Genomic DNA, 23,402 nt, shown 5'->3' with positions numbered 1-23,402 from the left:
ATCCGTACCTCGCAGCGGAAGGCCCGGGGTCGCTGCGGACCAGAGGCTTGTGCCACTTCAGTCATATAGAGGTCTGTTGGAATCGCCCAGGATTGCGCCTGAACGATTCATTGGCGTCACTCGGCCACGATGCCGAGTTCCTTGATGGCTTTGCCCATCACCATGTACTCGCGTTGATTGAGATCGCTGAGCACCTTGGGCGACCCGCCCGCAGGCAGGGCGCCGAAGACAGCCAGTTTTTCCACGACTTCGGGCTCACGCAAAATGGCATTGAGGTGCTCGTTGAGCAGATTGATTACCGCTGCCGGAGTTTTTTTCGGCGCGAAGAAGCCGTTCCAGGCGCTGACCACCACATCCTTGTAGCCCAGCTCGGTCAATGTCGGAACGGCAGGTGCCAGCGATGAGCGCCTGGTATCGCCGATGGCCAGCGCCACCAGCTTGCTGGAGTCCAGATACTGGCGCACAGGCCCGAAAGTGACCCAGGCAGTATCGACATGGCCGGCCACGACATCGGTTACCGATGGGCCGACGCCGCGGTATGGAACATGGGACAACTTGACGCCAGCGGCGTTGTTCAGCCATTCGCCGGCGATGTGCATGGGCGAGCCGGCGCCGGGGCTGGCATAGGAGACGGTGGCGCCACTCTTGGCCCTGGCAATCAGTTCGGGCAGGTTTTTGACACCGAGCTTGGGGCTCGTGACCAGCACCAGGGGCTGGGTGGCGGTGTTGATGATGGCTTCGTAGCCGTTGAGTACGTCGTAGGCTGCAGCGCCCGACAGCTTCATGACCAGGGGGGCGGTGGTGAAGGGGTTGGGAGTGAACAGCAATGTGTAGCCATCGGAGCGTGCACGCCCCACCATGCCGTTGCCTATCGCCCCGCCGGCACCCGGGCGGTTGTCGATCAGCACGGTCTGCTTGAGCCTGTGGCTGAGCTTGTCGGCAAAGAGGCGGGCGATTGCATCGGTATCCCCGCCCGGCGGGTAGGACACGATCACCGTGATGGGCTTGCTCGGATAACTTTCTTCGGCAAGCACCGGCTGCGCAAGCAGCGTGCCGCAGGCAAGAGCGGTAAAGCAAAACTGGCGTCTATCAACTGACATGGTCGCCTCTCCTTGGGCCGTGGGTATAAATCTGGCGTGCGATCTCAAATGATTCATAAGTGAAACATTGAATCGCAAAAGAAACAATAAACGAAGTTATACGCTTATAGTTGATCGATCAAATTGCCGTTTTCACTATTGACATATGAATTTGTTAATTTGGATGGAACAATGGCGCATGAACAAAAAAACATGCGAAACGCCCTGGTCGCAGCTCAATGCGCAAGGCGACGGACTGACGGTGGACGACTTCATCACCACCTTGATGAGCCAGGTGGGAAATGCTCTGCGGCGCACGATTACCGTGCCCTATGCCGAGAAACACGATCTGACGGTCTCTGAGTGGCGCTTGCTGGCCTTGATTGCTCACTCGAAGCGGTTGGCCTTCTCGGATCTGGTCATTCAGTCCACCTCGGACAAGGCCTTGGTGAGCCGCGCTCTCAAGCGGCTGCAAGCCAAAGGCCTGGTGGATCTGCAGGGTGAAGGCAATACGCCGCGCAAGAAGATTTTTTGTCAGGTCACCGAACAGGGCGAGGCCCTGCATGCACAGGTCATGCCCTTGGCGCGTGCCAGCCAGGCTGCCGCCATTCGGGCATTGCCTGAAGATGAGCGCAATGCCATGTACAACGCGCTGATGCGCTTGCGTGCACATTGCGAGAAAGCAGGCGCTTTGTCCGGCGAGGATGAAGCAGGTCTGGAATAGTTCCTGTGTCCCTGTGTTGGACAACCGCCAGAATGCTGTTGCAACACATATAGACGCACGAATTTCCGCATGCTGCAGGCGGGGTCATCCGCACATTAAATGTGCTTCGCCGGTTGATGCGCCATTTGAGAATGAGGGCCGGGGTCCGCAACTTCCAAAGCAGCGGCCGGAAGTCACAGGCCAATACTTTCTCGCCTGGCTTCCGAGGCCGCTCGTCACCGTCCTCTGACATGTCTCGCAAGTCAGCAGCGCTTGGCGAGATCCGGATCCACCATGGCAAGATGCGCTCCCGCAGACGCCTGTTTTCTTGCTCATGGGCAGAGGCAGGCTCATGCAATGGGCCAAGCAAGGCATGGGCGCCTGCCAGCCATGCACCGTGGCTTTTCGCCAGATGCCGACAGCGCCACGATGCCCGTTCAAGACCGCACCATCACCCCCCGAAGGCGCTGCGCACGGCAACACTGCCGGGGTGTACTGTCGTTTAGGTAGAGCAGGCAACCGGCTCGGCCGTCAAAGCAACTTGCCACGCGTCATAGCCATAGACCCAGTCGGCATTGCCTCCGGCACGCAGCCAGTTATTGCCTCGCGAGCCTATCTGGATCTGGCTGGTGCGCTGCTTGCGCATGGCCTCGTAGTTCTGCAAGGCTTGCGCAACGCCTTCGGCATCCTGCACTGCATCAAGGTTGCGGGCCAGCACCACGGCATCTTCGATAGCCATGCCGGCGCCCTGGGCCATGAACGGCATCATGGGATGGCTGGCATCGCCGAGCAGCGACACTCGTCCCTGCGACCAGTGCGGCAGCGGGTCGCGTTCATACAAAGCCGTCTTGAGCACGCTGTCACACGCATCCAGCAAGGCTCGTGCATGTGGATGAAAGCCGGCATAAAAGCTGCGCAGTTCGGTCACGCTGCCCTCGGTGGTCCAGGATTCCTCATGCCAGGATTCCTGCGCCGTGGTGGCGAAGATGAAGGTGTCGCGGCCCTGATTGAGCGGAAAGGTCACGATCTGGCTGTCCGGAGTCGGTCCCCACCATTTGGTGAAGGCCCCGATATCGGGAACATGGCGCACACGCTCGGTGGGCACCACGGTGCGAAATGCCACCACACCGGTAAAGTGCGGGCTCTCTGCGCCAAACAGGGATGTGCGCACCACCGAATGAATTCCATCCGAGCCTATCAGCGCATCCAGTCCATCGACTCGCGCGCCGTCGGAAAATTCCACGGCAACACCGGCATCGGTTTGCACAATCCGGTTGACGCGTTTGGCGAACTTCACCTGCTCATGGGGAAAGGCATCGGCCAGCGCAGCCAGCAGATCGGCGCGATGGATGGTGAGTTGTGGCGCGCCGTATTGACGCTCGGCCTCATTGCCCATGGTCAGGCGCGATGTTTCCTCGCCGTTGTCCCAGGTGCGGCTGATACGGTGCGTTGGGCGGGCTGCCGAAGCCCGTACGGCAGCCGCAATGGCATCGCCCAGTCCGTCTAGTGCGCGCACAGCATTGGGCGTCAGATTGATGTCGGCGCCCACGCGCAGGTATTGCCGGCTCTGCTCGAACACCGTCACCTCGTGTCCGCTGCGGTGCAGCGCGTTGGCGGCGGCCAGGCCACCAATGCCGCCTCCCACAATGCCTATTTTCAATCGTGTCTTGGACATGCTTGCTCCTTGATATGGGTATGGTTTGCACGTTCCGGGCTGCGCAGGCAGCCCGCATACGGTGCCAGCCAGTGTCGACAAGGCCGCCTGTCACGTGAAGCGCAAAGCATCCATAAAATGACACAAATCGTCCGGAATCCTCCATGAAACAAAGCAGCGACCATTTAAGCGACGTGTTGGCCATCTGTCGAGCCGAGCGCGCGGTGACGGCCAGCTTTTCATTGGGTGAGCCTTGGGCGCTGGCGTCCGAGGGAGTGCCGGGGACCATGATCCGCATCGCCCAGGGGCAGCCGTACTGGCTGCAAGTACAAGGCCAGTCACCGTTGCTGGTTTTGCCTGGCGATCTGGTGGTGTTGCCGCTGGGCAGTCCGCACGTAATTGCGTCGGACCTCGCGCTGGCACCGGTTCCGTTCGCACGCATGATCGAACGCTTTGCCCAGGGTCCGAAGGACGAGAATCCTCTGACGTTCGAGCATGGTGGAGGCGGGGCCCGGACCCGCATTGATTCGGTGCTGCTCTGGATATCGGCCTACTGCAGGCACTCCATATTGACTCTGCTGCCGCCGCTGCTGCACATACCTGCAGCGCAGGCCGCTCCACCGGCCATGCTGGGCAACATGCTGCAGACTCTGATAGAGGACTCGCTGGCGCGACGCGCCGGCTGGCGTTTGGCAGCCGCGCGCCTGGGTGAGTTGGTCCTGATCCACGTGCTCAGCAACCATTTCGCCGCACAGCAGCAGCGCGGTCAAGGCTGGGTGCGCGGCCTGGCCGATGTGCAGATTGCCAGGGCCATGGCCGCCATCCACGGCCGCCCCAGCCATGGCTGGACCTTGCAGGCCCTGGCCAGGGAGGCTGCCATGTCGCGCTCGCTCTTTGCCGAAAAATTCAAGGCGCTGGTTGGAGAATCGCCCATGGCCTATCTGCAGCAGCAGCGTATGGCCCATGCAGCCCAGCAACTGGAATCGGGTTTGCCACTGGCCCAGATCGCCGAGGATTGCGGCTACGAGTCAGAGCGTGTTTTTGCCCGCGCCTTCAAGCGCTGGTGCGGTTTGCCACCGCGCGCCTATCAGCGCAGCGCCAAGGCGCTCAGAAACGAATTTGCTGCGCTGAAATGAGGTTCTCCAGCCGCTTGCGTGCGGCACTTCAATCAAACGCAGCCTGCCTTGCCAGCCGACCTCACAAACTGAAGAGCAGGCGTCTTTGACGCCTTCGCCTCGGATCCATAGTGGCGGCTGGGCATTGCTCGCATTGCCTGCCCGTTCAGTAACGATAGGTGGCAGTCAGCAGAAAGTTGCGGCGTTCGCCGTAGAAGCAGTCGCCGCGCGACAGGCATTGGGTGATCACCACCTTGTCGCCGATATTGTTGGCATGCAGGGCAAGGCGCCAGTCGCCGGCGTCATAGGCCACCATCGCGTCTGCCAGCAGGGATGAGGGCGTGTCGATGGCAGAGGTGCCGCTCCACTGTGGTCCGATATAGCGCAGACCGGCGCCGAGACTCCAGCCTCCGCGACCCTGAGCGGCAAATCGGTGCATCAGCCAGCTGGAGGCCATATGGCGCGATACCGAGGCCACGCGCTGCCCCTGGTCGCCAGCGTTGCTGCGGCTGATTTTTGCGTCGGTATAGGCGTAGGCCAGCGTCCAGTCCCAGTTTTTGGCCAGGCTTGCGATCAGCTCGGCTTCAAAGCCCTGGGTTTTGACCTCGCCCAGTTGCAGGCTGTTGAGCGGGTTGCCTGGGTCATTGGTCTTGCGATTCTGTTCACGCAGGCCGTAAACCGCGGCATAGCCAGAGATGCCTTTGCCCTCGGGAATCCATTTCACGCCGGCTTCCAACTGCTTGCCGCGCTGGGGCTTGAACGGCGTGCCGTAGAAGTCCACGCCGCCCAGTGGCTGGAAGGACTCGGTGTAGCTGACATACGGAGCCCAGCCGCCACCGGCCTGGTAGGTCACACCCAGGCGCTTGGTTGTGGCAGAGTCGTCGGCAGCCGCTGCCGGGCGACCTTCGGTCTCGGTTTTGGCCTTGTCGTGACGCAAGCCTACTGTCGCGGTCCAGGGGCCCCAACGCAACTGGTCCTGCAGATAGAAACCGAGCTGGCGCTGTGACACGTTGGGCGCACGTACCAGCCGGGAGGCCGAGGGCGGCGTGAACGTGCCATACACGGGGTTGTAGACATCCAGCGCCGTGCCTGGCCCGCGCCAGTTGGATTGGTTGCTGGTGTTGCGCTGCCAGTCCATGCCTGCAAGCAGCTGGTGCTGAACCTCACCGGTTTGCAGCAGGCCTTCGAGCTGCGTGTCGACCAGCAGCATGCGTCCGCCATTGATCTGCCATACGGCATCGCGCTGTACGGTGCGGCCGTTGGCGTCAAACACCGGACGTGCCGGACGGCCCGTGGCTGCGTTGGCTGCAAAGCTGGTGTAGAGCGTGCGGTAGTCCACCTCGCTGATGGTGCGGCGCAGGTTCTGACGCAGTGTCCATTGAGGGCTCAGACGAAGGCTGAACAGATAGCCAAAGGACTTGTTTTCGGAGTCGTACTTGTCCCAGCCCGGTTCGCTGATAAAGGTGTTTGTCGGAATCTGCCCATAGGGGCTGGGCAGGCGCGTGCCCTGCCAGGGAAAGAACTGGGTGATGGAGCCGCTCTTGTCCTTTTGGTACAAGGCTTGCAGCGTCAGCGAAGTATCGGTGCTGGGACGATAGGTCAGCGAAGGCGCAATCACCACGCGGTCGTCCTTGACATGATCGACCTGGGTGTTGCTGTCGCGGCCAACGGCCACCAGTCGGTAGAGCCACTTTCCTTCGTCGTCCATGGCGCCCGTCATGTCGCTGGCAATCTGTTTGCGGCCGTGGCTGCCCAGCTGTATCTGCACCTCACGCATGCGCTCGGCCTGGGGGCGTTTGCTGGTCAGGTTGAGCACACCGCCCACGCTGCCCTGGCCATAAAGCACGGAGGAGGGGCCGCGCAGGAATTCCACGCGCTCCAGCGTGTAGGGCTCGACCTTGATGTTGTTGTAGGTGCCGTAAGTGCGCAGCAACCCGTCCTGGTACTGACTGACATCGCCGCCGCGCGCCTTGAAAGAGTCCACGCGGTTGTCGAAATAGCTGGAGTTGATGCCAGCCGTGTAGCGTGTGGTTTCGCGCAGTGTGGTCACGCCCTGGGCCTCGAACTGGTCGCGCGTGACCACGCTGATCGATTGCGGCGTTTCGATCAAGGGTGTATCTGTCTTGGTGGCCGAGATCGCACGCCGGGCGACAAAGCCGCTGACCGGACCTGTGGCAGTTTCGCCGGCCAGGCTGTCTTGCACGGTAACAGGGGCCAGCATGACTTCGGCACTGCCGTCTGCGCTGGGTGCGGGAAGTGAGGTCTGTGCCTGAGTGCCCAGGCTCAGGCAGGCCAGGGCGCTGAGCAAGGTCAGCGATGGTCGGCTGGGTACGCCGGGGAATGGGTGGTTCATGATGCTGCTGTCAAATGGATGGTCACGGACAATGACCATCAGGGTTGGTTGGAGCGGTTGCTGGAGTGAATGAGAGGCTCTGCGTCAGGGCTTGATGGCGGACGGCAGGGCGGGGGATGGCATGCCGTCCTCGACGCTGAAGCTCAACGTGGTCACATAGCTGGCTTCGCCATAGCGCTTGCCTTGCGCTTCGCCGCCTTGCTTGTCGCTGTGATGCACTTCGGCCACGTACAGGCCCTTCCAGGGCAAGGCAAAGTTGACCCGGCCTTGCTCGTCGCTTTGCGCCTCGCGCGACCAGCCCGAGGGGGCGACGATTTGCACCTTGGCCTTGGGCAGGGCCTGACCGTTGAAGCTCACCATGAATTGGCCCTGCTGGCCCGTGGGCACCAAATCCAGGGCCTGGGCATTGACGGCTACGGCCTGTGTCGGCGTTGCTACCCAGCGGGCCGCAGGTACCCACAGCAAAGCTGGTTCATTGCGCTTGCTGCGGTCGATCAAGGGATAGGAGGCGCTGGCAAAAAGGGTTTGGGCCTGGCTTGCCGCGTTGTAGCTGAAACCCGTGGCATTTCGCTGGCCGCTCAGTTGCAGCGTGCCGCTGGCTGTTTGCTGGGCCAGCGTGGGTGTGGCCAGAAATTTGTCCAATGCACCGGGCGAAGTCTCGCGCAGGTTGTCATTGAACTCGCCAAAAAACAACTGGGCCTGGCCGCCATCGTTCTCCAGCCAGACTTGATGAGCATGGGCTGTGCCCAGACTGGCAAGCAGCAGAGTGGCGAGAGCAATGGGATGATAAAAATTGCGCATGAAAATCTCCTTGGATGCTGGATAGGTGAATGAATTGCTCTGCACGAGTGAAGGTCTTCTGCCCGATATCCAGACTCAAGCACCGGTCTGAATTCCAAGAAAAGAGCGCCTGTTGATCTCTTGTATGGCCCTGTGCTCTTTCCTTGCACCTCTTGTTCAATCGATTGGTCACGGCCAGCCATGCAAGGGCCGAGGCGGCTGCTGCATCGCGATGCGCATGCAATGTCCTTGCCCGGTCATGATCGGGATTCCTGTTGCATCAATAGCTGCCTGGGTTCTCAGTCATTGATGCTCAGCGACTCTCTGATTCGTGGCCCCTGTGGGTTCTGAAGGCAGTCCGTCAAGGACCGAGGCGGTCGAAGGTAAAAACCAGTATTCCCAGTGCCAGTGCCATCAAGCCAAACAGAGGCAGGCGCTGCGCTTGCCAGGTCGCCATGCTGGTGGCGGCCAGAGCCGTCAGGCAAAGAGCGGCCGTCCACACGGTGGCCGACATGGCTGCGGTGGTTGCGCCCGGAAAGCCCAGAGCAATGCCCAGTGACAATGCCAGCAGGATCCATCCGGCTTGGAACAGGCGCTGGCGGCGCAGTACTGCGGCGGGAGCTTCACTATCGATATCCGGCCAAGCGTCTTCATGGTGTCGGTCCATGGCCAGGGCAAGAGCCGTCCAGGCGGCAAAGCACAACAGAAAGTCGAGCAGCATTGCTATGCCTCCTGCGCAGTGTTGTCGCCAGGGATCCCTTGGGAGCCGGGCTGGCGTCCCGGGGCTGCCGCAGCCTTGGTGGGGAGCGCATGTCTGACTGCAGGCTGGGATTTGCGTTGCAGCAGATGTCGAGTGAGGGCGGCAAGCATCAACCCCATGGCCGCAAAACTCAGGTCCATGCCGGCCCAGCTCCAGTCCATGGCCGGCAGGCTGATGCCCAGATGCGTTGAAGTGGTCAAGGCATTGACCAAAGGCAATAGCAGGTATGCGGTGGCGGCCATGCCCAGCACCAGTGCCCATCCTTGGCGCATGGGCCGGATCAGGCCCAGCAGCAAGGCCAGCGCCCAGGTGCCGAAGAAGCAGGACAGTTCGGCATCGGGGCGGCCTGGCATCTCCAATGGCAGCAGCCGGTTGGCCAGCAGATAGGCCGCGATCGCCAGCGGCAGACCGCCCATGAGGCCGATATTGAAACTTGCCACCAGCCGTTCGCCAAAGGGCAGGGGGGCGGCAGGTGTCTTGCGCAGGGCCTGGGCGCGGCGCTTGACCGACCACAGTATCAGGCCCGAGGCAATCATCAGCGAGCCCATGACGCCAAAGCCAAACAGCACCCAGCGCATCCCGATGTCGGCGAAACGTCCCAGATGCAGGCCGTAGAGCACGCCATAGGTTTTGATGGCCGGGCTTTGCGGATCGACCTGGGTTTGCAGCTGGCCGGTGCGGCCATCGAAACGCAGCCGCGCTGGTCCGTATTGCAGCCTGTCGCCGTCGTGGCGGGTGATCTCCACCAGCGGGCCCTGGCTGTCGCTGCGCACGGTGATGCTGCCGACACGACCGCCCCGCCACAGCTGACTGGCCTGGCTCAGCATGGGGCCCAGATCCAGCATGGGCAGGGGTTCGGCCTGTGCGTTGCTGCCACGCCTGGCGCTGCGCGCACCGGGAACATCGCCCTGCAACTCGGAGAAATAGCTTTGCGAATCCGTTCCTTTTGCGCCAGGGTAGGCGGCGGCTATGCCGGCCGGCATGTACATGGCGTGAAAAATCATCAGACCGCTGAACGTAATCATCAGATAGAACGGCAGCACCAGCACCCCCGAGACGTTGTGTGCGTCCAGCCAGGCGCGCTGTCCACCCTTGCGCGGGCGAAAGGTGAAGAAGTCCTTGAAGATTCGGCGATGCGTGACCACGCCGGTCAGCAAGGCAATGAACATCATCAGCGTCGCCGCGCCCACCACCCAGCGGCCCTGGATCGTCCAGCGGCCCTTGTGAGCAGTGCGAAGCTCGAAATGGAAGCGGTAGAAAAATTCTCCGCCAGCGGTCTCTCGGGCCTGCAGTGTGGCACCGGTTTGCGGGTGCAGCAGCAAGGTATCGAAGCGGCTGTTGGGCTTGTCGCGCCACAGTACATTGACGGCCGGCGTACGTTCATCGGGCAGACGCATGATGAAGTTGCTGACGCCCGGCGCGTGCTCGTGCAGTGCCGCCTGGGCGCGTTGCGCAACGTCGCTGTCGGACGGTGGCAGGCCATGCAGCTCGGGTCGCATCCACAGATTGAATTCGTTCTTGAAAAAGCTCAGCGTGCCGGTGACGAAAATCGCAAACAGAAGCCAGCCGAGAATCAGGCCCGACCAGGTGTGCAGCCAGGACATGGCCTGGCGAAAACCCTCCTGCTCGGGCTGACGCGTGGTTCTGGCGCTTGTCTTGGTTTGAGGGGCGGTCATGCTTCCACCCCCAACCACAATGGCCCATACAGCGCTGCGCTTAGGGCTAGGGCAGGAAGGAGTACACCGGCCCAGGCAAGCCAAGCCGTGCGTGCATAGAAGGTCCAGGCAATAGCCATGGCGTAGATGACCCAGGACAGCAAGGTGGCGGTCATCACCGCCTCCACGCGGCTCATCAGGGAACTCAGCAGCAGACTCAGGGCAGCAGTACTGAATGCGGCCAGCGCATAGCCTCCAAGGACGGCAGCCAAACTGCGCGAGGCAATCGCAAGGCGGTAGTGAATAAGGGGCGATGTGGCTTTCATACCGCCTCCTGATGCGCTGGAGCTGGGCGGCAAGGATTGCCGCAGACAGGAGCTGCAACGACAAAGCGCGGGTGAATCACCCTTGATGAGGAAAAGCAGGTATACGGAGAGCTCAGCATGACAGACAACCAAACGATGCAGTCGATTCGCTGGCTGGCTTGCGTCAAGAAATCATGCTGGCGTGCGAAGAAATGTAAAGCCGAGTATAGATGTAATTGAGAATGATTGTTATTTATTTGTTATTCGGCTTACAGGGCCTAAAAAGCGACATCTGAAGTTCTTCCCATCATTGGGCCATTGCCTGCCTGGCGGACGCCTGAAGGCCCTTCCTGGAGCGGTGGGCGACTCATCGCCGGGGCAGACCGGTATTCCCCTGAGCCCTACCTGGTGCGCAAGCTAGTTCTTCTTCTCTTCTGCACACGCTCTATTGCGACCACCACGGATGGCAGTTGAACTGGCTGAAGCGGGGAGTGCATTGTGTGCAGGATGCTTAGGATCTGGCACAGGACATCTTCATGCGTCTTCTCAGGCAGTACTTGCAGGAATTGCAGGAGCCGTGTGCTTTTTTTGCCGCTGTGTTGGCGGGCGGAGTGGGCAGCCGCGATACACAGGCCCTGCATGGGCTCTCTGGCCGTTCTGGTCTCTTTGCTGTTGTGGTTCACCTCGACTCAGGTGAGCGACGATGTCGGCATGTCGGGCCTGCTCTATGGACTGACGGTCTGGATGCTCCTGCCGCAGGTCCTGCTTCACCGGGATCCCGCGGCTGCCGCCGTGCTGCTGCTTGTCATGGGCTGGCTCCATGGAACGTCTGCGACGGTATCGATTACCAACAATTGTCGGCATTGGCCTGCAGACTTCGGAGTTGCAACGCACAATGCCATCCTGTGTTTTTTACCGTCGTGATCATGTCCGATTCCTCTGCGGCTTTGCCAGCCAGTCTGACACCATCCATGCGCGATGTGCTGCGCCGCATGGAGCGGGCCGCGCGCACTCCCATGCATCAGCTCGGTGCGGAAGCTGCCAAGGCGGCTTATGAAGCTGGCGCCGGCGTGCTTGAGATCCCCAAGCAGGCCTTGCCCCGTGTGGAGGACCTGCAGATTCCCTCACGCGACGGAGCGAATCTGCCGGCCCGCCTCTATGCTCCTGTGACCCGCGATGAAGCCCCCGCTGCGGGCTTGCCTGCGCTGCTGTATCTGCATGGTGGCGGCTTTACGGTAGGCAGCGTGGCCACGCATGACCAGCTTTGCCGCCAGCTCGCACACCTCGCGGGTTGCATGGTTGTGTCGCTGGACTACCGCCTGGCGCCGCAGTTCCAGTTCCCCGTTGCACATAACGATGCCTGGGATGCGCTGCAGTGGCTGGCAACCCATGCGGCGAGCCTGGGGGCGGATGGCAGCCGCATGGCTGTCGGCGGCGACAGCGCCGGCGGTACGCTGGCGGCAGCCTGTGCCATCGAAGCGCGCAACGCCGGCCTCAAGCTTGCCTTGCAGCTGCTGATCTATCCGGGAACCACGGCGCACCAGGATACCGACTCCCATCGCCGCTTTGCCCATGGACTGGTTCTTGAAGAAGCTTCCATCACCTGGTTTTTTGCGCAATATATCGCCAGACGCCAGGATCGCGAGGATTGGCGCTTCGCTCCTTTGCTGGCTCCCGATGTCGACGATGTCGCACCCGCCTGGATCGGCCTGGCCGAGTGCGATCCCCTTGTGGACGAGGGCGTGGAATATGCTGACAAGTTGCGCATGGCAGGCGTGCCTGTGGATCTGGAAATCTACAAGGGCGTGACCCATGAGTTCGTCAAGATGGGCCGCGTGATTGCCGAGGCGCGTCAGGCGCACCGTGACATGGCGCAGGCCTTGCGCGGCGCGTTTGGATTGAATTGAAACCAGAGTGAGAACCATGAATCGACAGGACTTTCGCAGCTTTACCCGTATCGAGGTGCGCTGGGCCGAAGTGGACGCGCAGAAGATCGTCTTCAATGCCCACTATCTGATGTATGCCGATGTGGCCATCACCAACTACTGGCGCCAGCTGGCCATTCCTTACGAGGCAGGCTTTGCATCGCTGGGCGGCGAGCTGTTTGTGAAAAAGGCCAGCACGGTCTATCACGGCTCGGCCACTTTGGGCGATGTGCTGGATGTCGGCATCCGCTGCGTCAAACAGGGCAATACCTCGCTGCAGTTCGAGGCAGGCATCTTCCGGGGCATGGAGCTGCTCAACACCGTGGAGCTGGTCTATGTGTTTGCCGACGCGGCGACGCAGACCCCCAGGCCCGTACCCCAGGCCATGCGGGATCTGCTCACGGCCTATGAAGCAGGGCAGGAGGTCGTCACGCTGCGCTCGGGCAGCTGGAACGATCTGGGGCGCGACGCCGAGCGCCTGCGCCTGGCCGTGTTTGTGCGCGAGCAGGGCGTGCCGCGCGAGATCGAGATCGACGAGCTCGACCCTGTGGCGCGTCATGTGGTCTTGTTCAACGGCTTGAACCAGCCCGTGGCTACGGGCCGGCTGGTCAGCGATGCGCCGGGCGTGGGGCGTATCGGCCGCATGGCCGTGGATCGCAGCGTGCGCGGCGGCCGCTGGGGGCGCATGGTGCTCGAGAGCCTGATGGATGCGGCGCGCGATCGCGGTGACAAGGAAATCGTGCTGCACGCGCAGCGCCATGCTGAAGCCTTCTATCTGCGCGCAGGCTTTACGCCGGTAGGCGAGCCTTATGAGGAGGCCGGCATTCCCCACATCACCATGTGCAAAGTGCTTTGATACATTTTTTTGATAGCTTATAGCGCTTTATCTGTAGGCGTTCAAGCCCGATTTGATGCTTGATGCGAAGGAGCACCCATGGCAAGAATCATGACCGTCCTCTGTCTGATCGGGGTGGCGGCGGCTGCCTATGTGGCTTATCGCTACGGGGTCTTCTGAGTCCGTTCGGGCGAGGTCCGGGACAGAGGTGACCGGGCGGCTGAAGGTGGGGGCCACCCGCTGGCGGGAGCGCTCTGCGGCGGCCTGCTTCGCAGGCCTTGCCGCACGCAGGCTCGAGCCCAGCCCTTTCTCCGCTGCGTGCTGGCGGCATTGCTGCAGCTGATCCTTCAGCGCGGTGATGGCCTTATGAGCGCAGGCTTCGTCCAGATGGCCGCCAGGCGCACCGGCCACGCCAATCGCACTAATCGCACCAATGGTTTCATTGCCGGTCTTCAGGGGCACGCCGCCACCTAGTACCAGGAAGCCAGGGATATTCGCCATGCCGGCCGCATCGGGATTGGACTGAACGGCAGAACTTTGTCGTCCAGCAAGTGGGAGGAATCAATGCGAACGCAGAGCCAGCCTTCGGGGTCTGTTATCTTTTTGAGGAAAAGATAATGACCTGGGTGCAAGTAAAGTTTAGCGGTGGCCGGGCCCGCACTGCCAGGCCTGCGGCAGTGCGGGCCCGAGACGTTCAGATATCCGCCAGCAGCTCGTAGGGCAGGGGCAGGGGCTGCAGCGCAATGCCCTTGCCCGCATCGGCGCTCTGGCCTTCGGCCAGCGCAGCATGGGCAAACAAATCGTCGCGGCTGGAAGAGGCAATCTGCATCGAGACGATGGCATCCCAGCCGCCTTGCACAGCTGCTGCTGCCTGCACCACGGTGCCAGTTGCCTGCTCGAGGTCTTCGGCGCTGAAGACTTCCTGGCCGACGCTCAGAGCCTGCTCGGCATGAACCAGATAGGCGCGGCGCTTGAGCGTGCCGCGGAACTGGCTGCGAGCCACCACTTCCTGGCCGGGGTAGCAGCCCTTCTTGAAGTTGACGCCGCCCAGGGATTCGTAGTTCAGCATCTGGGGCACGAAGGCATCGACCACGGGAGCCGATAGTGTGGCCACGCCGCTCTGGACTTCGGACCATTGCCAGAGGTCTTCGCTCAGCAACTGCCCTTCTGGGGCCTGACCCGCAGGGCCTATCCACAGCGCACGCTGGTTGCCTGCAGCGGGGTAGAGCGCGATCACATGGGCATCGCCTTGCTGCTTGAGCGCCCAGGCGGCCACATTCTTGCCGGCAAGCTGCTCGGCGGCCTGGCCGGCCAGACCGTAGAGGGCGAAGTCAGCCGTCGCATCGCTGAGCTTGCACTGGGCGCGCAGCACAAACATGGACAGGCGCTTGAGCGTGGGGGCCAGCAGGCTGCGGTCACAGATCAGCACGATTTCGTCGGCGCTGAGCCTGAAGCCGATAAAGCTGGCCAGCATGCGGCCCTTGGCCGTGCAAAAAGCCGCAAGGCGGGCCTGATCGAACTTGAGCAGCGCGAAATCGTTGCTCAACTGGCCATGGAGAAAGCTGGCTGCGTCGGCGCCAACGGCGCGGATGACACCAAGGTGGGAAATGGGGGTAATGCCGTTCAGGGGCAGCGTCTTGGGCTGGGTCATGGCTGAATTATGATCGTCGCTCTGTGTACTGATGGATCTAGCTTGTGCGTGCCCTTATTCGAGCACTGATATTTTTGCTGCTTCTGGCTGCCCTGGCGGCGGGAGGCGCCTGGTGGTGGCTGAACCAGCCGCTGCAATTGTCTGAGCCCAGTCTGGAGTTGGAGATAGAGCCCGGCACCACGCCACGTGGCGTGGCGCAAAACGTGGTCAAGGCCGGGGTGCAAACCGATGCGCGCCTGCTCTATGCGTGGTTTCGCTTCTCTGGCAAGGACCGCGCCATCAAGGCCGGCAACTACGAACTGAGCACGGGGCTCACGCCCTATGTGCTGCTGCAAAAGCTGGCGCGGGGCGAGGAAAGCCTGCGTGCGCTGACGCTTGTCGAAGGCTGGAACTGGCGTCAGGTGCGTGCGGCGCTGGCGCGTGAGGAATTCCTCAAGCAAGACAGCGCAGGGCTCAGCGACGAGGCTGTGATGACGGCACTGGAGCGCGCGGGCGTGCCGCCCGAAGGCCGCTTCTTCCCCGACACCTATACCTACGCCAAGGGCAGCTCGGACATGGCCGTGCTGCGCCGTGCGCTGCATGCCATGGATCGCCGTCTGGCCGATGCCTGGGCCATGCGGGCGGCCAATACCCCGCTCAAATCCGCCGATGAAGCCCTGATCCTGGCCAGCATCGTGGAAAAGGAAACCGGCCGCGCCGCAGACCGCGCGCAGATTGCCGGCGTTTTCTCCAACCGCCTGCGCATAGGCATGCGCCTGCAGACCGATCCTTCGGTCATCTATGGCGTGGGGGCCAGCTTTGACGGCAATCTGCGCAAGCGTGATTTGCTGGAGGACACGCCCTGGAACACCTATACCCGTGCGGGCCTGCCCGTCACGCCGATCGCCATGCCCGGCAAGGCTGCGCTGATGGCGGCCGTGCAGCCCGATCAGACCAAGGCTCTGTACTTCGTGGCCAAGGGTGATGGCACCAGCCATTTCAGCGCCTCGCTGGACGAGCACAATAGGGCCGTCAACCGCTACCAACGCGGTCAATAAGCAATCCTTGAGGGCGGCAGGCCGTGGTCTGTTCCCTGTGTCGAATCAAACAACTGGTGCCGCCATGCGCCGCACTAGAGGAAATATCAGTGAGTACAGCTTTACCCAAGGGTCTGTTCATCAGTTTTGAGGGCATCGATGGCGCGGGCAAGTCCTCGCATATCGAGGCACTGGCCCAGGCTTTTCGCGATCAGGGCCGGGCGGTCACGCTGACCCGCGAGCCCGGCGGCACGCCGCTGGCCGAAAAGCTGCGCGCCCTGATGCTGCATGACGCCATGGACCCGCTGACGGAGGCGCTGATCGCCTTCGCGGCCCGGCGCGACCATCTGGTGCAGGTCATAGAGCCGGCGCTGGCGCGTGGCGAGGTGGTCATCAGCGACCGCTTCACCGATGCCACTTTCGCCTACCAGGGCGCGGGCCGAGGCTTCAGCTGGGAGCAGTTGTCGGCTCTGGAGCGCATGGCTCAGACCGGTACCGCGCTGCATGCCGGTCCGGACTCGGACTTCATGCGCGAGCCCGACATGACGCTGTGGTTTGACCTGCCTGCCGAAGTGGCGGCCGAGCGCCTGGCCACGGCCCGTGTTCCCGACCGCTTCGAAGCCCAGCCCGGCGAGTTCTTTGCCCGCGTGGCCCAAGGCTATGCGGAGCGAGCCCGGACTGCGCCTCAGCGCTTTGTGCGCATCGATGCCCATGCCAGCCGCCACGCCGTGTGGCAGCAGATCACCCAGGCCGTGGTGCGCAAGGGCTGGCTGGCCATCATGGTGGGCAGCAAGCCATGAGTGCGGTCGACGCTGAAGCGCCCTGGATCGCCGCGCAGCGTGGCCGCCTGCTGGCCCAGCGTGGCCATGCCTGGCTGCTGCAAGGGCCTTCGGGTCTGGGCCAGTACGCTCTGGGACTGTCGCTGGTGCGCGCCTGGCTTTGCGAGCAGCCGTCTGCGCAAGGCGCTTGCGGCCACTGCGCCAGCTGCCATGCCATTGAGGTGCGTGCCCATGCCGATCTGTGCGTGCTCATGCCCGAGGTGCAGATGATGGAGCTGGGCTGGCCGCTGCCGGAAAAGGCCCAGGCCGACATCGACGACAAAAAGCGCAAGCCCAGCAAGGAAATCCGCGTGGAAGCCATGCGCGATGCCGTGGAGTTCTGCCAGCGCACCAGCGCGCGCGGACGCGGCAAGGCCGTGCTGGTCTACCCGGCCGAGCAAATGAATGCGATTACCGCCAACGCCCTGCTCAAGACGCTGGAGGAGCCGCCCGGAGACACCCGCTTCGTGCTGGCCAGCGAGGCAGCGCACCAGCTGCTGCCCACCATTCGCAGCCGCTGCCTGACGCACACCATGACCTGGCCTGCGGCGGCCGAGGCCGCGCAGTGGCTGCAGGCGCAAGGTCTTAACGAGTCGGATGCCGCTGCGGCCTTGCAGGCTGCCGGCGGCCGACCCGGCGATGCGCTGCGCATGGCGGCGGACGCGGGCAAGGCCGCAGCCTGGGCGCAACTGCCAAGGCAGCTGGCCAAGGGAGATGTGGCTGCGCTGGCGGCTTTTGCTCCCGTGGATGCCGTGCAGGCGCTGCAGAAAATCTGCCATGACCTGATGGCCCTGGCCGGCGGCGGCGAGCCCCGGTATTTCTCGCCCGCCGATCTGCCGGGTAAGCCGCTGCCCATGGCGCTGCTGGCCGAATGGTCACGCGAGCTGGTGCAGGCGGCGCGCACGGCCGATCACCCCTTCAATGCCGGGTTGATGATGGAGGCCCTGGCCTCCAGGGCTCGGGCGGTGCTGATCTCGGGCAAAGCCGCCAGAGCCGTGCGCTAGGTCATGAGGCAAGGGTTTGGTCAAAATTTTTCCGGGTGTTAACCTCGCGGGTACAGCCGCCCGGCTGCCACAAGAATTCTGCTATCCACTATGAACGCAACTACCACCCCTCGTCCCAGCGTGATGCAGCTGGCGATCAAGGAAAAGGCAGCGCTGTATGCCGCCTATATTCCGTTGTTCGCCGAAGGGGGGATTTTTGTGCCCACGCAGCGTGACTACCGACTGGGCGATGATGTCTATGTGCTGCTGACCCTGCCCGACGATCCGCAGCGCTACCCGGTCGCGGGCCGTGTGGCCTGGGTGACGCCCGAGCGAGCTTCCGGCAATCGCACCCAGGGCGTGGGCATCCAGTTTCCCAAGGATGCCAAGTCCGCCGAGCTCAAGGCCAAGATCGAGCAGATTCTGGGCACGGCCCTGAGCTCCGAGAAGCCGACCCAGACAATCTGATTTTTAACACTGGCGCGCTCCCACATCAGAGATGCCGAGCAAGAGCCGTCTCGCAGCGATGGCGTCGTCCCCTGGGGAAGCGGCGCAGCCGCTCAGGAACGGTCCAATTTCTATGTTTACCGATTCCCACTGTCACCTGAATTTCCCCGAGCTGAGCGCCAATATCGCGCAGATCCGCGAAGCCATGGCTGCTGCCAAGGTCACGCGCGCGCTGTGCATCAGCACGACGATGGAAGAGTTTCCCGAAGTGCACCAGCTGGCGCTGGACTACGACAATTTCTGGGCCACCGTGGGCGTGCACCCCGACACCGAGGACATGACCGAGCCCAGCGTGCAGGACCTGGTGGAGCGCGCTGCGCTGCCGCGCGTGGTGGCGATCGGCGAGACCGGGCTCGATTACTACGGCATGGAAGACCGCAAGGGCGGTCGCACGATTGCCGATCTGGAATGGCAGCGCGAGCGTTTCCGCACGCATATCAAGGCGGCGCAGATCACGCAAAAGCCGCTGGTCATCCATACCCGCAGCAGCTCTGACGACACCCTGGGCATTTTGCGCGAGTGCGGCGAGGCGGATTCCGCCACCCAGGCCGGCGGGGTGTTTCACTGTTTCACCGAAACCGCCGAAGTGGCCCGTGCCGGGCTGGACATGGGTTACTACATCTCCCTGTCGGGCATCGTGACCTTCAAGAATGCCCAGCATCTGCGCGACGTGGCGGCCTTCGTTCCGCTGGACAGGCTGTTGATAGAAACCGACAGTCCTTATCTAGCGCCCGTGCCCTACCGCGGCAAGACCAATAATCCTTCATATGTGCCCTTTGTGGCCAAGCAGATTGCCGAGGTGCGCGGCATTTCCATCGAGGAGGTGGCCGCCGCCACCAGTGCCAACTTTGACCGCCTGTTCAAGGGCGTGACCTTGTCAGCGAACTCTGGAGCCAGTGCATGAGTCTTTTTGCTGCCCCATCGATTGCATCATCATTGAGCCGCCGCCAGAGCCTGCGCTGGGCCGGTGCTGCTGTCGTCGGGGTGGCTGGCCTGCCAGGACTGGCACGAGCCAATGACTACGAGGACTATTCGCGGGCGCTGGTCAGCGACAACTCCAGTGCCATGGTGAATCTGATCTTTCGCGGCTTCAACGCCAACACCCTGGATTCGCGCGGGCGGCCGGGGCTGGTGGCGGCCCTGCATCAGGACTCGCTCAAAGTCTTCGATGTGCTGCTCAAGGCGCCGCGCATCGATGTCAATCTGGCCTCGCGCCAGAATGAGACGCCGCTGATGATGGCCTGCATCAAGGGCCATCTCGACATTGTGCGCGAGCTGATCAAGCGCGGTGCCGACGTCAATCGCGAGGGCTGGACGCCGCTGCATTACGCGGCCTCTGCCGATACGCCGCAGACGCTGGACATCATCAAGCTGCTGCTGGAGGAAAGCGCCTATATCGATGCCGCTTCACCGAACGGCAGCACGCCGCTGATGCTGGCCGCCCAGTACAGCAGCGAAGCCGTGGTCAGGCTGCTGCTGCAGGAGGGCGCGGACATCACGCTGCGCAACCAGCGCAATATGACGGCAGCGGATTTCGCCAGGCTGGTGGACCGGCAGTACATGGTCGATCTGCTGGGCAAGGCGCTGCAGCATGAGCGCCGTACCCAGCCCTCGCGCGGGAGCTGGTAGTGGGCGCAGTTCACCGCCGTCATTAATATTTTGATAGCTGCTAGCGCCCAATGAAAAAGGACTTCAGAGTTATTTGACTCTGAAGTCCTTTATTTATATGCGGTAGCAGCTCTTAAATTTGAGGTTCTCCGGGGGTCGAGCTGCGCACCTGGTTGTGCAGGCGGGCATAGAGGCCGCCCAGCTCCATCAGCTGTGCATGCGAGCCTTGCTCGGCGATCTGGCCGCGCTCCATGACGACCACGCGGTCCGCATGCACGATGGTGGACAGGCGGTGGGCGATCACCAGCGTGGTGCGGCCCTGCATCAGCCGGTTCAGGGCTTGCTGGACCAGGCGCTCGGATTCGTTGTCCAGTGCCGAGGTGGCTTCGTCCAGAATCAGGATGGGCGCGTCCTTGTAGAGCGCGCGCGCAATGGCCAGGCGCTGGCGCTGGCCGCCCGAGAGCTGGCTGGCATTGTGGCCCACCAGGGTGTGCAGGCCCTGAGGCAGATTGCGCACGAAGTCGCCCAGATTGGCCGCCTCCAGCGCGGACCAGACGCGGGCCTCGTCTATATCCTTGCCCAGCGCCACATTGGCCGCGACGCTGTCGTTGAGCATGACCACGTCCTGGCTCACCATGGCGAACTGCTGGCGCAGCGTGTTCAGGTCCCAGTCGGCCACGGGCACGCCTTCCAGAGTGATCTGGCCGCTGGTGGGCGAGAAAAAGCGGGGCAGCAGATTGACTAGCGTGGTCTTGCCGGCACCGGACGGCCCGACCAGGGCCACGACTTCGCCGGCCCTGACGTTCAGGCTCAGGTGCGAGAGGGCCGGAGCCTTGTCCGCGCCGAACTGCACGCTCACATCGCTCAGCTGCAGTGCGCCGCTGACCTTGGCGGAGGGCTTGAAACTGCCGCCTTGCTCGTCGGTGGAGCCTTCGAGCAGGGCCAGGCCACGCTCCAGTGCGGCCACGCCGCGCGTGATGGGGTTGGCCACATCGGCCATGCGGCGAATGGGCGCAATCAGCATCAGCATGGCCGAGATGAAGGCGGCAAAGCCGCCCACGGTCACATCCTGCACGCTGGCCGAGCCGATGGCGGCGCCGCCTTCGCGGCTTTGCCACAGGGCGATGCAGAGAATCACCGACAGCGCAATCGCCGCCAGCACCTGGGTCAGCGGCGTCATGGCGGCCGAGGCGATGGTGGCCTTGGTGTTCAGGCCGCGCAGCTGCCGGCTCAACTCGCCAAAGCGCGACTGCTGCGAAGCCTGGGCACCATGCAGGCGCACCATGCGGTGGGCCAGAACGTTCTCCTCCACCACATAGGCCAGCTCGTCGGTGGCCGTCTGGCTGGACTTGGTGATGCGATAGAGGCGGCGCGACAGCGTCTTCATGACCCAGGCCACACCCGGCACCATGAAGGCCACGATCAGCGTGAGCTGCCAGTTCAGATAGATCAGGTAGCCAAGCAGGGCGATCAGTGTGAAGCCGTCGCGGGAGATACTCATCATGGCCTGCACCAGCTGCTGGGCACCGGTCTGCACCTCGTAGACGATGGTGTTGGACAGCGCCGATGCCGATTGCCTGGAAAACAGGCTCATGTCGGCGGCCAGCAGACGCTCGAAGAGTTTCTGGCGCAGACCCAGCATGCCGTCATTGGTGATGCGTGCCAGAGCGTACTGGCCCGTGAACTGGGCCAGGCCGCGAATGACGAACAGGCCGATCAGAAACACCGGCACCGTCCACAGCGCAAGCGAGCCAGCCGTAAAGCCGCTGTCAAGCAAGGGCTTGAGCAGTGCCGGCATGGCGGGCTCGGTGGCTGCCCCCACCAGCGTGGCCAGGATGGCCAGACCCCAGGCCCAGCGCTGGCCCGAGAAATAAGGCGTCAGGCGCTTGAGGCGCTGCATCAGCGGCAGCTCGGATGGATTGACGGGGGCTGCTTGAGCGGGAGCTGGGGCAGGGACGGCCTTGGCGGTCTCGCTCGGCGATGGGGACGGTGTGGCTTGCATAAGCGCGTGATTTTAGGGCTTGTGCTTTTGGAGTCCGCACGGATCTCAATAGATGAAATTTGGGATGAAGTTGTAACCAACTATGCCTGTTTGAATATAAAGCGCAAGCCTGCGGCAGAATCGGCGAGGGGATTGCCTCTGCGCTCATGCAGACTCTGGCATGCTCCCGATCTGAAAGTTTTGTGGCACTTGCGTTTGATCACCCTACTGAGCACGTTCTTACATCAGGAATCCGTCAGTGTGTGTAACATTCGCGCTTGTGTTTGTACCGGGCAATTCCGGAAATTTTGATGGCTGCCAATGACTATTGACCGACTTCCATCCCTGACAACCTGGGCGGCAGGGCCGCGCGCTTCCCGCAGAGCCATGCTGGCAACGTTAGCCGCCACGCCGGCCCTTCCGGCACTGGCCCAGTTCAGGGTTGAGGTAACAGGCGTGGGCCTGACACAGTTGCCGATCGCAATTGCCCAGTTCAAGGGAGAGGGCTCGGCCCCACAGAAGATTTCCGCCATCATCCAGGCCGACCTGGAGCGCAGCGGACAGTTCCGCGGCGTGGATGCCTCAGGCCTGGCGCTTGACGAGACCTCACGCCCCGATGTGGCCCAGTGGCGTCAGAAGGGTGCCGATTCGTTGGCGACCGGCAGCATCACGCGTCTGGCGGATGGCCGCTGGGATGTGCGCTTCCGCCTTTGGGATGTGGTCAAGGGCCAGGATCTGGGTGGTCAGGGCTTCGCAGTCACCACCGGCGATCTGCGCCTCGTGGCCCACCGCATTGCCGACTACATCTATGAAAAGCTCACGGGCGAGAAAGGCATTTTCTCCACCCGCATTGCCTACGTGACCAAGGCAGGTGCCCATTACCGCCTGTGGATTGCCGATGCAGACGGCGAGAATGCCCAGTCCGCGCTGTCCAGTCCCGAGCCCATCATTTCCCCAGCCTGGGCGCCCAACGGCACGCAACTGGCCTATGTGTCCTTCGAGTCACGCAAGCCCGTGGTCTATGTGCATGATGTAGCCAGCGGCCATCGTCGTCTGCTGGCCAACTTCCGCGGCTCCAACAGCGCTCCGGCCTGGTCGCCAGACGGCAGCCGTCTGGCCGTGACGCTGAGCCGCGACGGCGGCTCGCAGCTGTATCTGCTCAGCGCCCAGGGCGGTGAGCCCCGTCGTCTCATGCAAAGCAGCGGCATCGATACCGAGCCCTGCTTCTCCAGTGACGGCCGCACCATTTACTTTGTCAGCGATCGTGGCGGTGCACCTCAGGTCTACAAGGTCTCGTCCTCGGGCGGCAGCGCCGAGCGAGTGACCTTCACCGGCAACTACAACATCTCGCCCGCCATCAGCCCCGACGGCAAATGGCTGGCCTATATCTCCCGCGTAGGCGGTGGTTTCAAGCTCCAGGTCATGGATCTGGCGACAGGCACAGTGAACTCGGTCACGGACACCACGGCGGACGAAAGCCCGAGTTTTGCGCCCAATAGCCGTCTGATTGTTTACGCCACCATTCAGGGCGGCCGTGAAGCACTCATGACCACAACGCTGGACGGCAAGATCAAGGCGCGTCTGGCCGGTGCAAGTGGAGACATACGTGAGCCCGACTGGGGCCCGTTCCAAAAACACTGATTTGAAGTTTGCTTTCTCTCTTTCTTTCTAGTG

At 62.6% G+C, this 23,402-nt stretch carries 21 protein-coding genes and 1 pseudogene; 12 read left to right on the top strand and 10 right to left on the bottom strand.

Features of this window, described 5'->3' with window-relative positions; translation table 11 throughout:
• Positions 1-116 precede the first annotated feature (116 nt).
• Positions 117-1,100: a tripartite tricarboxylate transporter substrate binding protein gene (locus AAIL66_RS10880; RefSeq protein WP_343496729.1), complete on the bottom strand. Its 984-nt coding sequence runs from the start codon at positions 1,098-1,100 to the stop codon at positions 117-119.
• A gap of 178 nt (positions 1,101-1,278) precedes the next feature.
• On the opposite strand from AAIL66_RS10880, the gene AAIL66_RS10875 reads away from it, so the two are divergent.
• Positions 1,279-1,803, top strand: coding sequence for a MarR family transcriptional regulator (locus AAIL66_RS10875; RefSeq protein WP_003061480.1), 525 nt, complete (start codon positions 1,279-1,281; stop codon positions 1,801-1,803).
• Between the two features lie 481 nt (positions 1,804-2,284).
• Here the strand turns inward: AAIL66_RS10875 and AAIL66_RS10870 are convergent, their stop codons facing one another.
• Positions 2,285-3,457: an FAD-dependent monooxygenase gene (locus AAIL66_RS10870; RefSeq protein ID WP_343496728.1), complete on the bottom strand. Its 1,173-nt coding sequence runs from the start codon at positions 3,455-3,457 to the stop codon at positions 2,285-2,287.
• A gap of 143 nt (positions 3,458-3,600) precedes the next feature.
• Between AAIL66_RS10870 and AAIL66_RS10865 the strand changes: the two genes are divergently transcribed.
• Entirely contained in the window at positions 3,601-4,572 is a 972-nt protein-coding gene (locus tag AAIL66_RS10865; protein WP_343496727.1) for an AraC family transcriptional regulator, read from the top strand.
• A 145-nt stretch (positions 4,573-4,717) separates the two neighbouring features.
• Here the strand turns inward: AAIL66_RS10865 and AAIL66_RS10860 are convergent, their stop codons facing one another.
• The 5 genes from AAIL66_RS10860 to AAIL66_RS10840 all read right to left on the bottom strand — a co-directional run bounded on the left by AAIL66_RS10860 (position 4,718) and on the right by AAIL66_RS10840 (position 10,425).
• Positions 4,718-6,904 carry a TonB-dependent siderophore receptor gene (locus tag AAIL66_RS10860; RefSeq protein WP_343496726.1) on the bottom strand — a complete coding sequence of 729 codons (2,187 nt, stop codon included), beginning with the start codon at positions 6,902-6,904 and terminating at the stop codon, positions 4,718-4,720.
• A gap of 84 nt (positions 6,905-6,988) precedes the next feature.
• Entirely contained in the window at positions 6,989-7,705 is a 717-nt protein-coding gene (locus tag AAIL66_RS10855) for a TonB-dependent receptor (protein WP_343496725.1), read from the bottom strand.
• A 340-nt stretch (positions 7,706-8,045) separates the two neighbouring features.
• Complete coding sequence (locus AAIL66_RS10850; protein WP_343496724.1) at positions 8,046-8,405, bottom strand: DUF3325 domain-containing protein; 360 nt, start codon at positions 8,403-8,405, stop codon at positions 8,046-8,048.
• Between the two features lie 2 nt (positions 8,406-8,407).
• The gene (locus tag AAIL66_RS10845; protein ID WP_343496723.1) at positions 8,408-10,120 is read right to left on the bottom strand and encodes a PepSY-associated TM helix domain-containing protein; all 1,713 of its coding nucleotides are present in this window, start codon (positions 10,118-10,120) and stop codon (positions 8,408-8,410) included.
• Complete coding sequence (locus AAIL66_RS10840; protein WP_034356687.1) at positions 10,117-10,425, bottom strand: DUF3649 domain-containing protein; 309 nt, start codon at positions 10,423-10,425, stop codon at positions 10,117-10,119. Before AAIL66_RS10840 ends, AAIL66_RS10845 begins: the two co-directional genes overlap by 4 nt.
• 618 nt (positions 10,426-11,043) lie before the next feature.
• Between AAIL66_RS10840 and AAIL66_RS10835 the strand changes: the two genes are divergently transcribed.
• From AAIL66_RS10835 to AAIL66_RS10825, 3 genes are read left to right on the top strand one after another with little or no spacing between them, the layout of a single operon-like run.
• On the top strand, positions 11,044-11,328 hold the full coding sequence (locus tag AAIL66_RS10835; RefSeq protein WP_343496722.1) for a hypothetical protein: 285 nt from the start codon (positions 11,044-11,046) through the stop codon (positions 11,326-11,328).
• 2 nt (positions 11,329-11,330) lie between these two features.
• The gene (locus AAIL66_RS10830; protein ID WP_343496721.1) at positions 11,331-12,311 is read left to right on the top strand and encodes an alpha/beta hydrolase; all 981 of its coding nucleotides are present in this window, start codon (positions 11,331-11,333) and stop codon (positions 12,309-12,311) included.
• A 16-nt stretch (positions 12,312-12,327) separates the two neighbouring features.
• Positions 12,328-13,185, top strand: a complete 858-nt coding sequence (locus tag AAIL66_RS10825; RefSeq protein ID WP_034356690.1) for a GNAT family N-acetyltransferase — start codon at positions 12,328-12,330, stop codon at positions 13,183-13,185.
• A 312-nt stretch (positions 13,186-13,497) separates the two neighbouring features.
• On the opposite strand, the pseudogene AAIL66_RS10820 reads toward AAIL66_RS10825, so the two are convergent.
• Positions 13,498-13,695, bottom strand: a pseudogene (locus AAIL66_RS10820) (heme-binding protein); the annotation flags it as partial.
• Between the two features lie 163 nt (positions 13,696-13,858).
• Positions 13,859-14,815 (bottom strand): folate-binding protein, encoded by a 957-nt coding sequence (locus tag AAIL66_RS10815; RefSeq protein WP_343496720.1) that lies wholly within the window; start codon positions 14,813-14,815, stop codon positions 13,859-13,861.
• Positions 14,816-14,859: 44 nt separating this feature from the next.
• On the opposite strand from AAIL66_RS10815, the gene mltG reads away from it, so the two are divergent.
• From mltG to AAIL66_RS10785, 6 genes are all read left to right on the top strand, one after another.
• Positions 14,860-15,852: an endolytic transglycosylase MltG gene (mltG, locus tag AAIL66_RS10810; protein ID WP_034356694.1), complete on the top strand. Its 993-nt coding sequence runs from the start codon at positions 14,860-14,862 to the stop codon at positions 15,850-15,852.
• Positions 15,853-15,941: 89 nt separating this feature from the next.
• A complete protein-coding gene (gene tmk / locus AAIL66_RS10805; protein WP_343496719.1) occupies positions 15,942-16,631 on the top strand; it encodes a dTMP kinase in 690 nt (229 codons plus the stop codon).
• Positions 16,628-17,653 carry a DNA polymerase III subunit delta' gene (gene holB / locus AAIL66_RS10800; RefSeq protein WP_253233118.1) on the top strand — a complete coding sequence of 342 codons (1,026 nt, stop codon included), beginning with the start codon at positions 16,628-16,630 and terminating at the stop codon, positions 17,651-17,653. Before tmk ends, holB begins: the two co-directional genes overlap by 4 nt.
• Before the next feature lie 123 nt (positions 17,654-17,776).
• Positions 17,777-18,100 (top strand): PilZ domain-containing protein, encoded by a 324-nt coding sequence (locus AAIL66_RS10795; RefSeq protein ID WP_012837773.1) that lies wholly within the window; start codon positions 17,777-17,779, stop codon positions 18,098-18,100.
• A gap of 112 nt (positions 18,101-18,212) precedes the next feature.
• Positions 18,213-19,043 carry a TatD family hydrolase gene (locus AAIL66_RS10790; protein WP_034356703.1) on the top strand — a complete coding sequence of 277 codons (831 nt, stop codon included), beginning with the start codon at positions 18,213-18,215 and terminating at the stop codon, positions 19,041-19,043.
• Positions 19,040-19,768 (top strand): ankyrin repeat domain-containing protein, encoded by a 729-nt coding sequence (locus AAIL66_RS10785; RefSeq protein WP_034356706.1) that lies wholly within the window; start codon positions 19,040-19,042, stop codon positions 19,766-19,768. The genes AAIL66_RS10790 and AAIL66_RS10785 overlap by 4 nt, the downstream gene beginning before the upstream one ends.
• Before the next feature lie 112 nt (positions 19,769-19,880).
• Here the strand turns inward: AAIL66_RS10785 and msbA are convergent, their stop codons facing one another.
• Positions 19,881-21,749, bottom strand: a complete 1,869-nt coding sequence (gene msbA, locus AAIL66_RS10780) for a lipid A export permease/ATP-binding protein MsbA (RefSeq protein WP_343496718.1) — start codon at positions 21,747-21,749, stop codon at positions 19,881-19,883.
• A gap of 300 nt (positions 21,750-22,049) precedes the next feature.
• Here msbA and tolB point away from each other — a divergent pair, with 300 nt between their 5' ends.
• Positions 22,050-23,369, top strand: a complete 1,320-nt coding sequence (tolB, locus tag AAIL66_RS10775) for a Tol-Pal system beta propeller repeat protein TolB (RefSeq protein WP_034361226.1) — start codon at positions 22,050-22,052, stop codon at positions 23,367-23,369.
• The last annotated feature ends 33 nt before the right edge of the window (positions 23,370-23,402 follow it).

It is taken from the genome of Comamonas sp. F1-6 (assembly GCF_039581415.1).
GTDB classification, from domain to species: domain Bacteria; phylum Pseudomonadota; class Gammaproteobacteria; order Burkholderiales; family Burkholderiaceae_C; genus Comamonas; species Comamonas thiooxydans.
The sequence above is the reverse complement of the archived record's forward strand: the minus strand, read 5'-3'. Positions and strand labels throughout refer to the sequence as shown.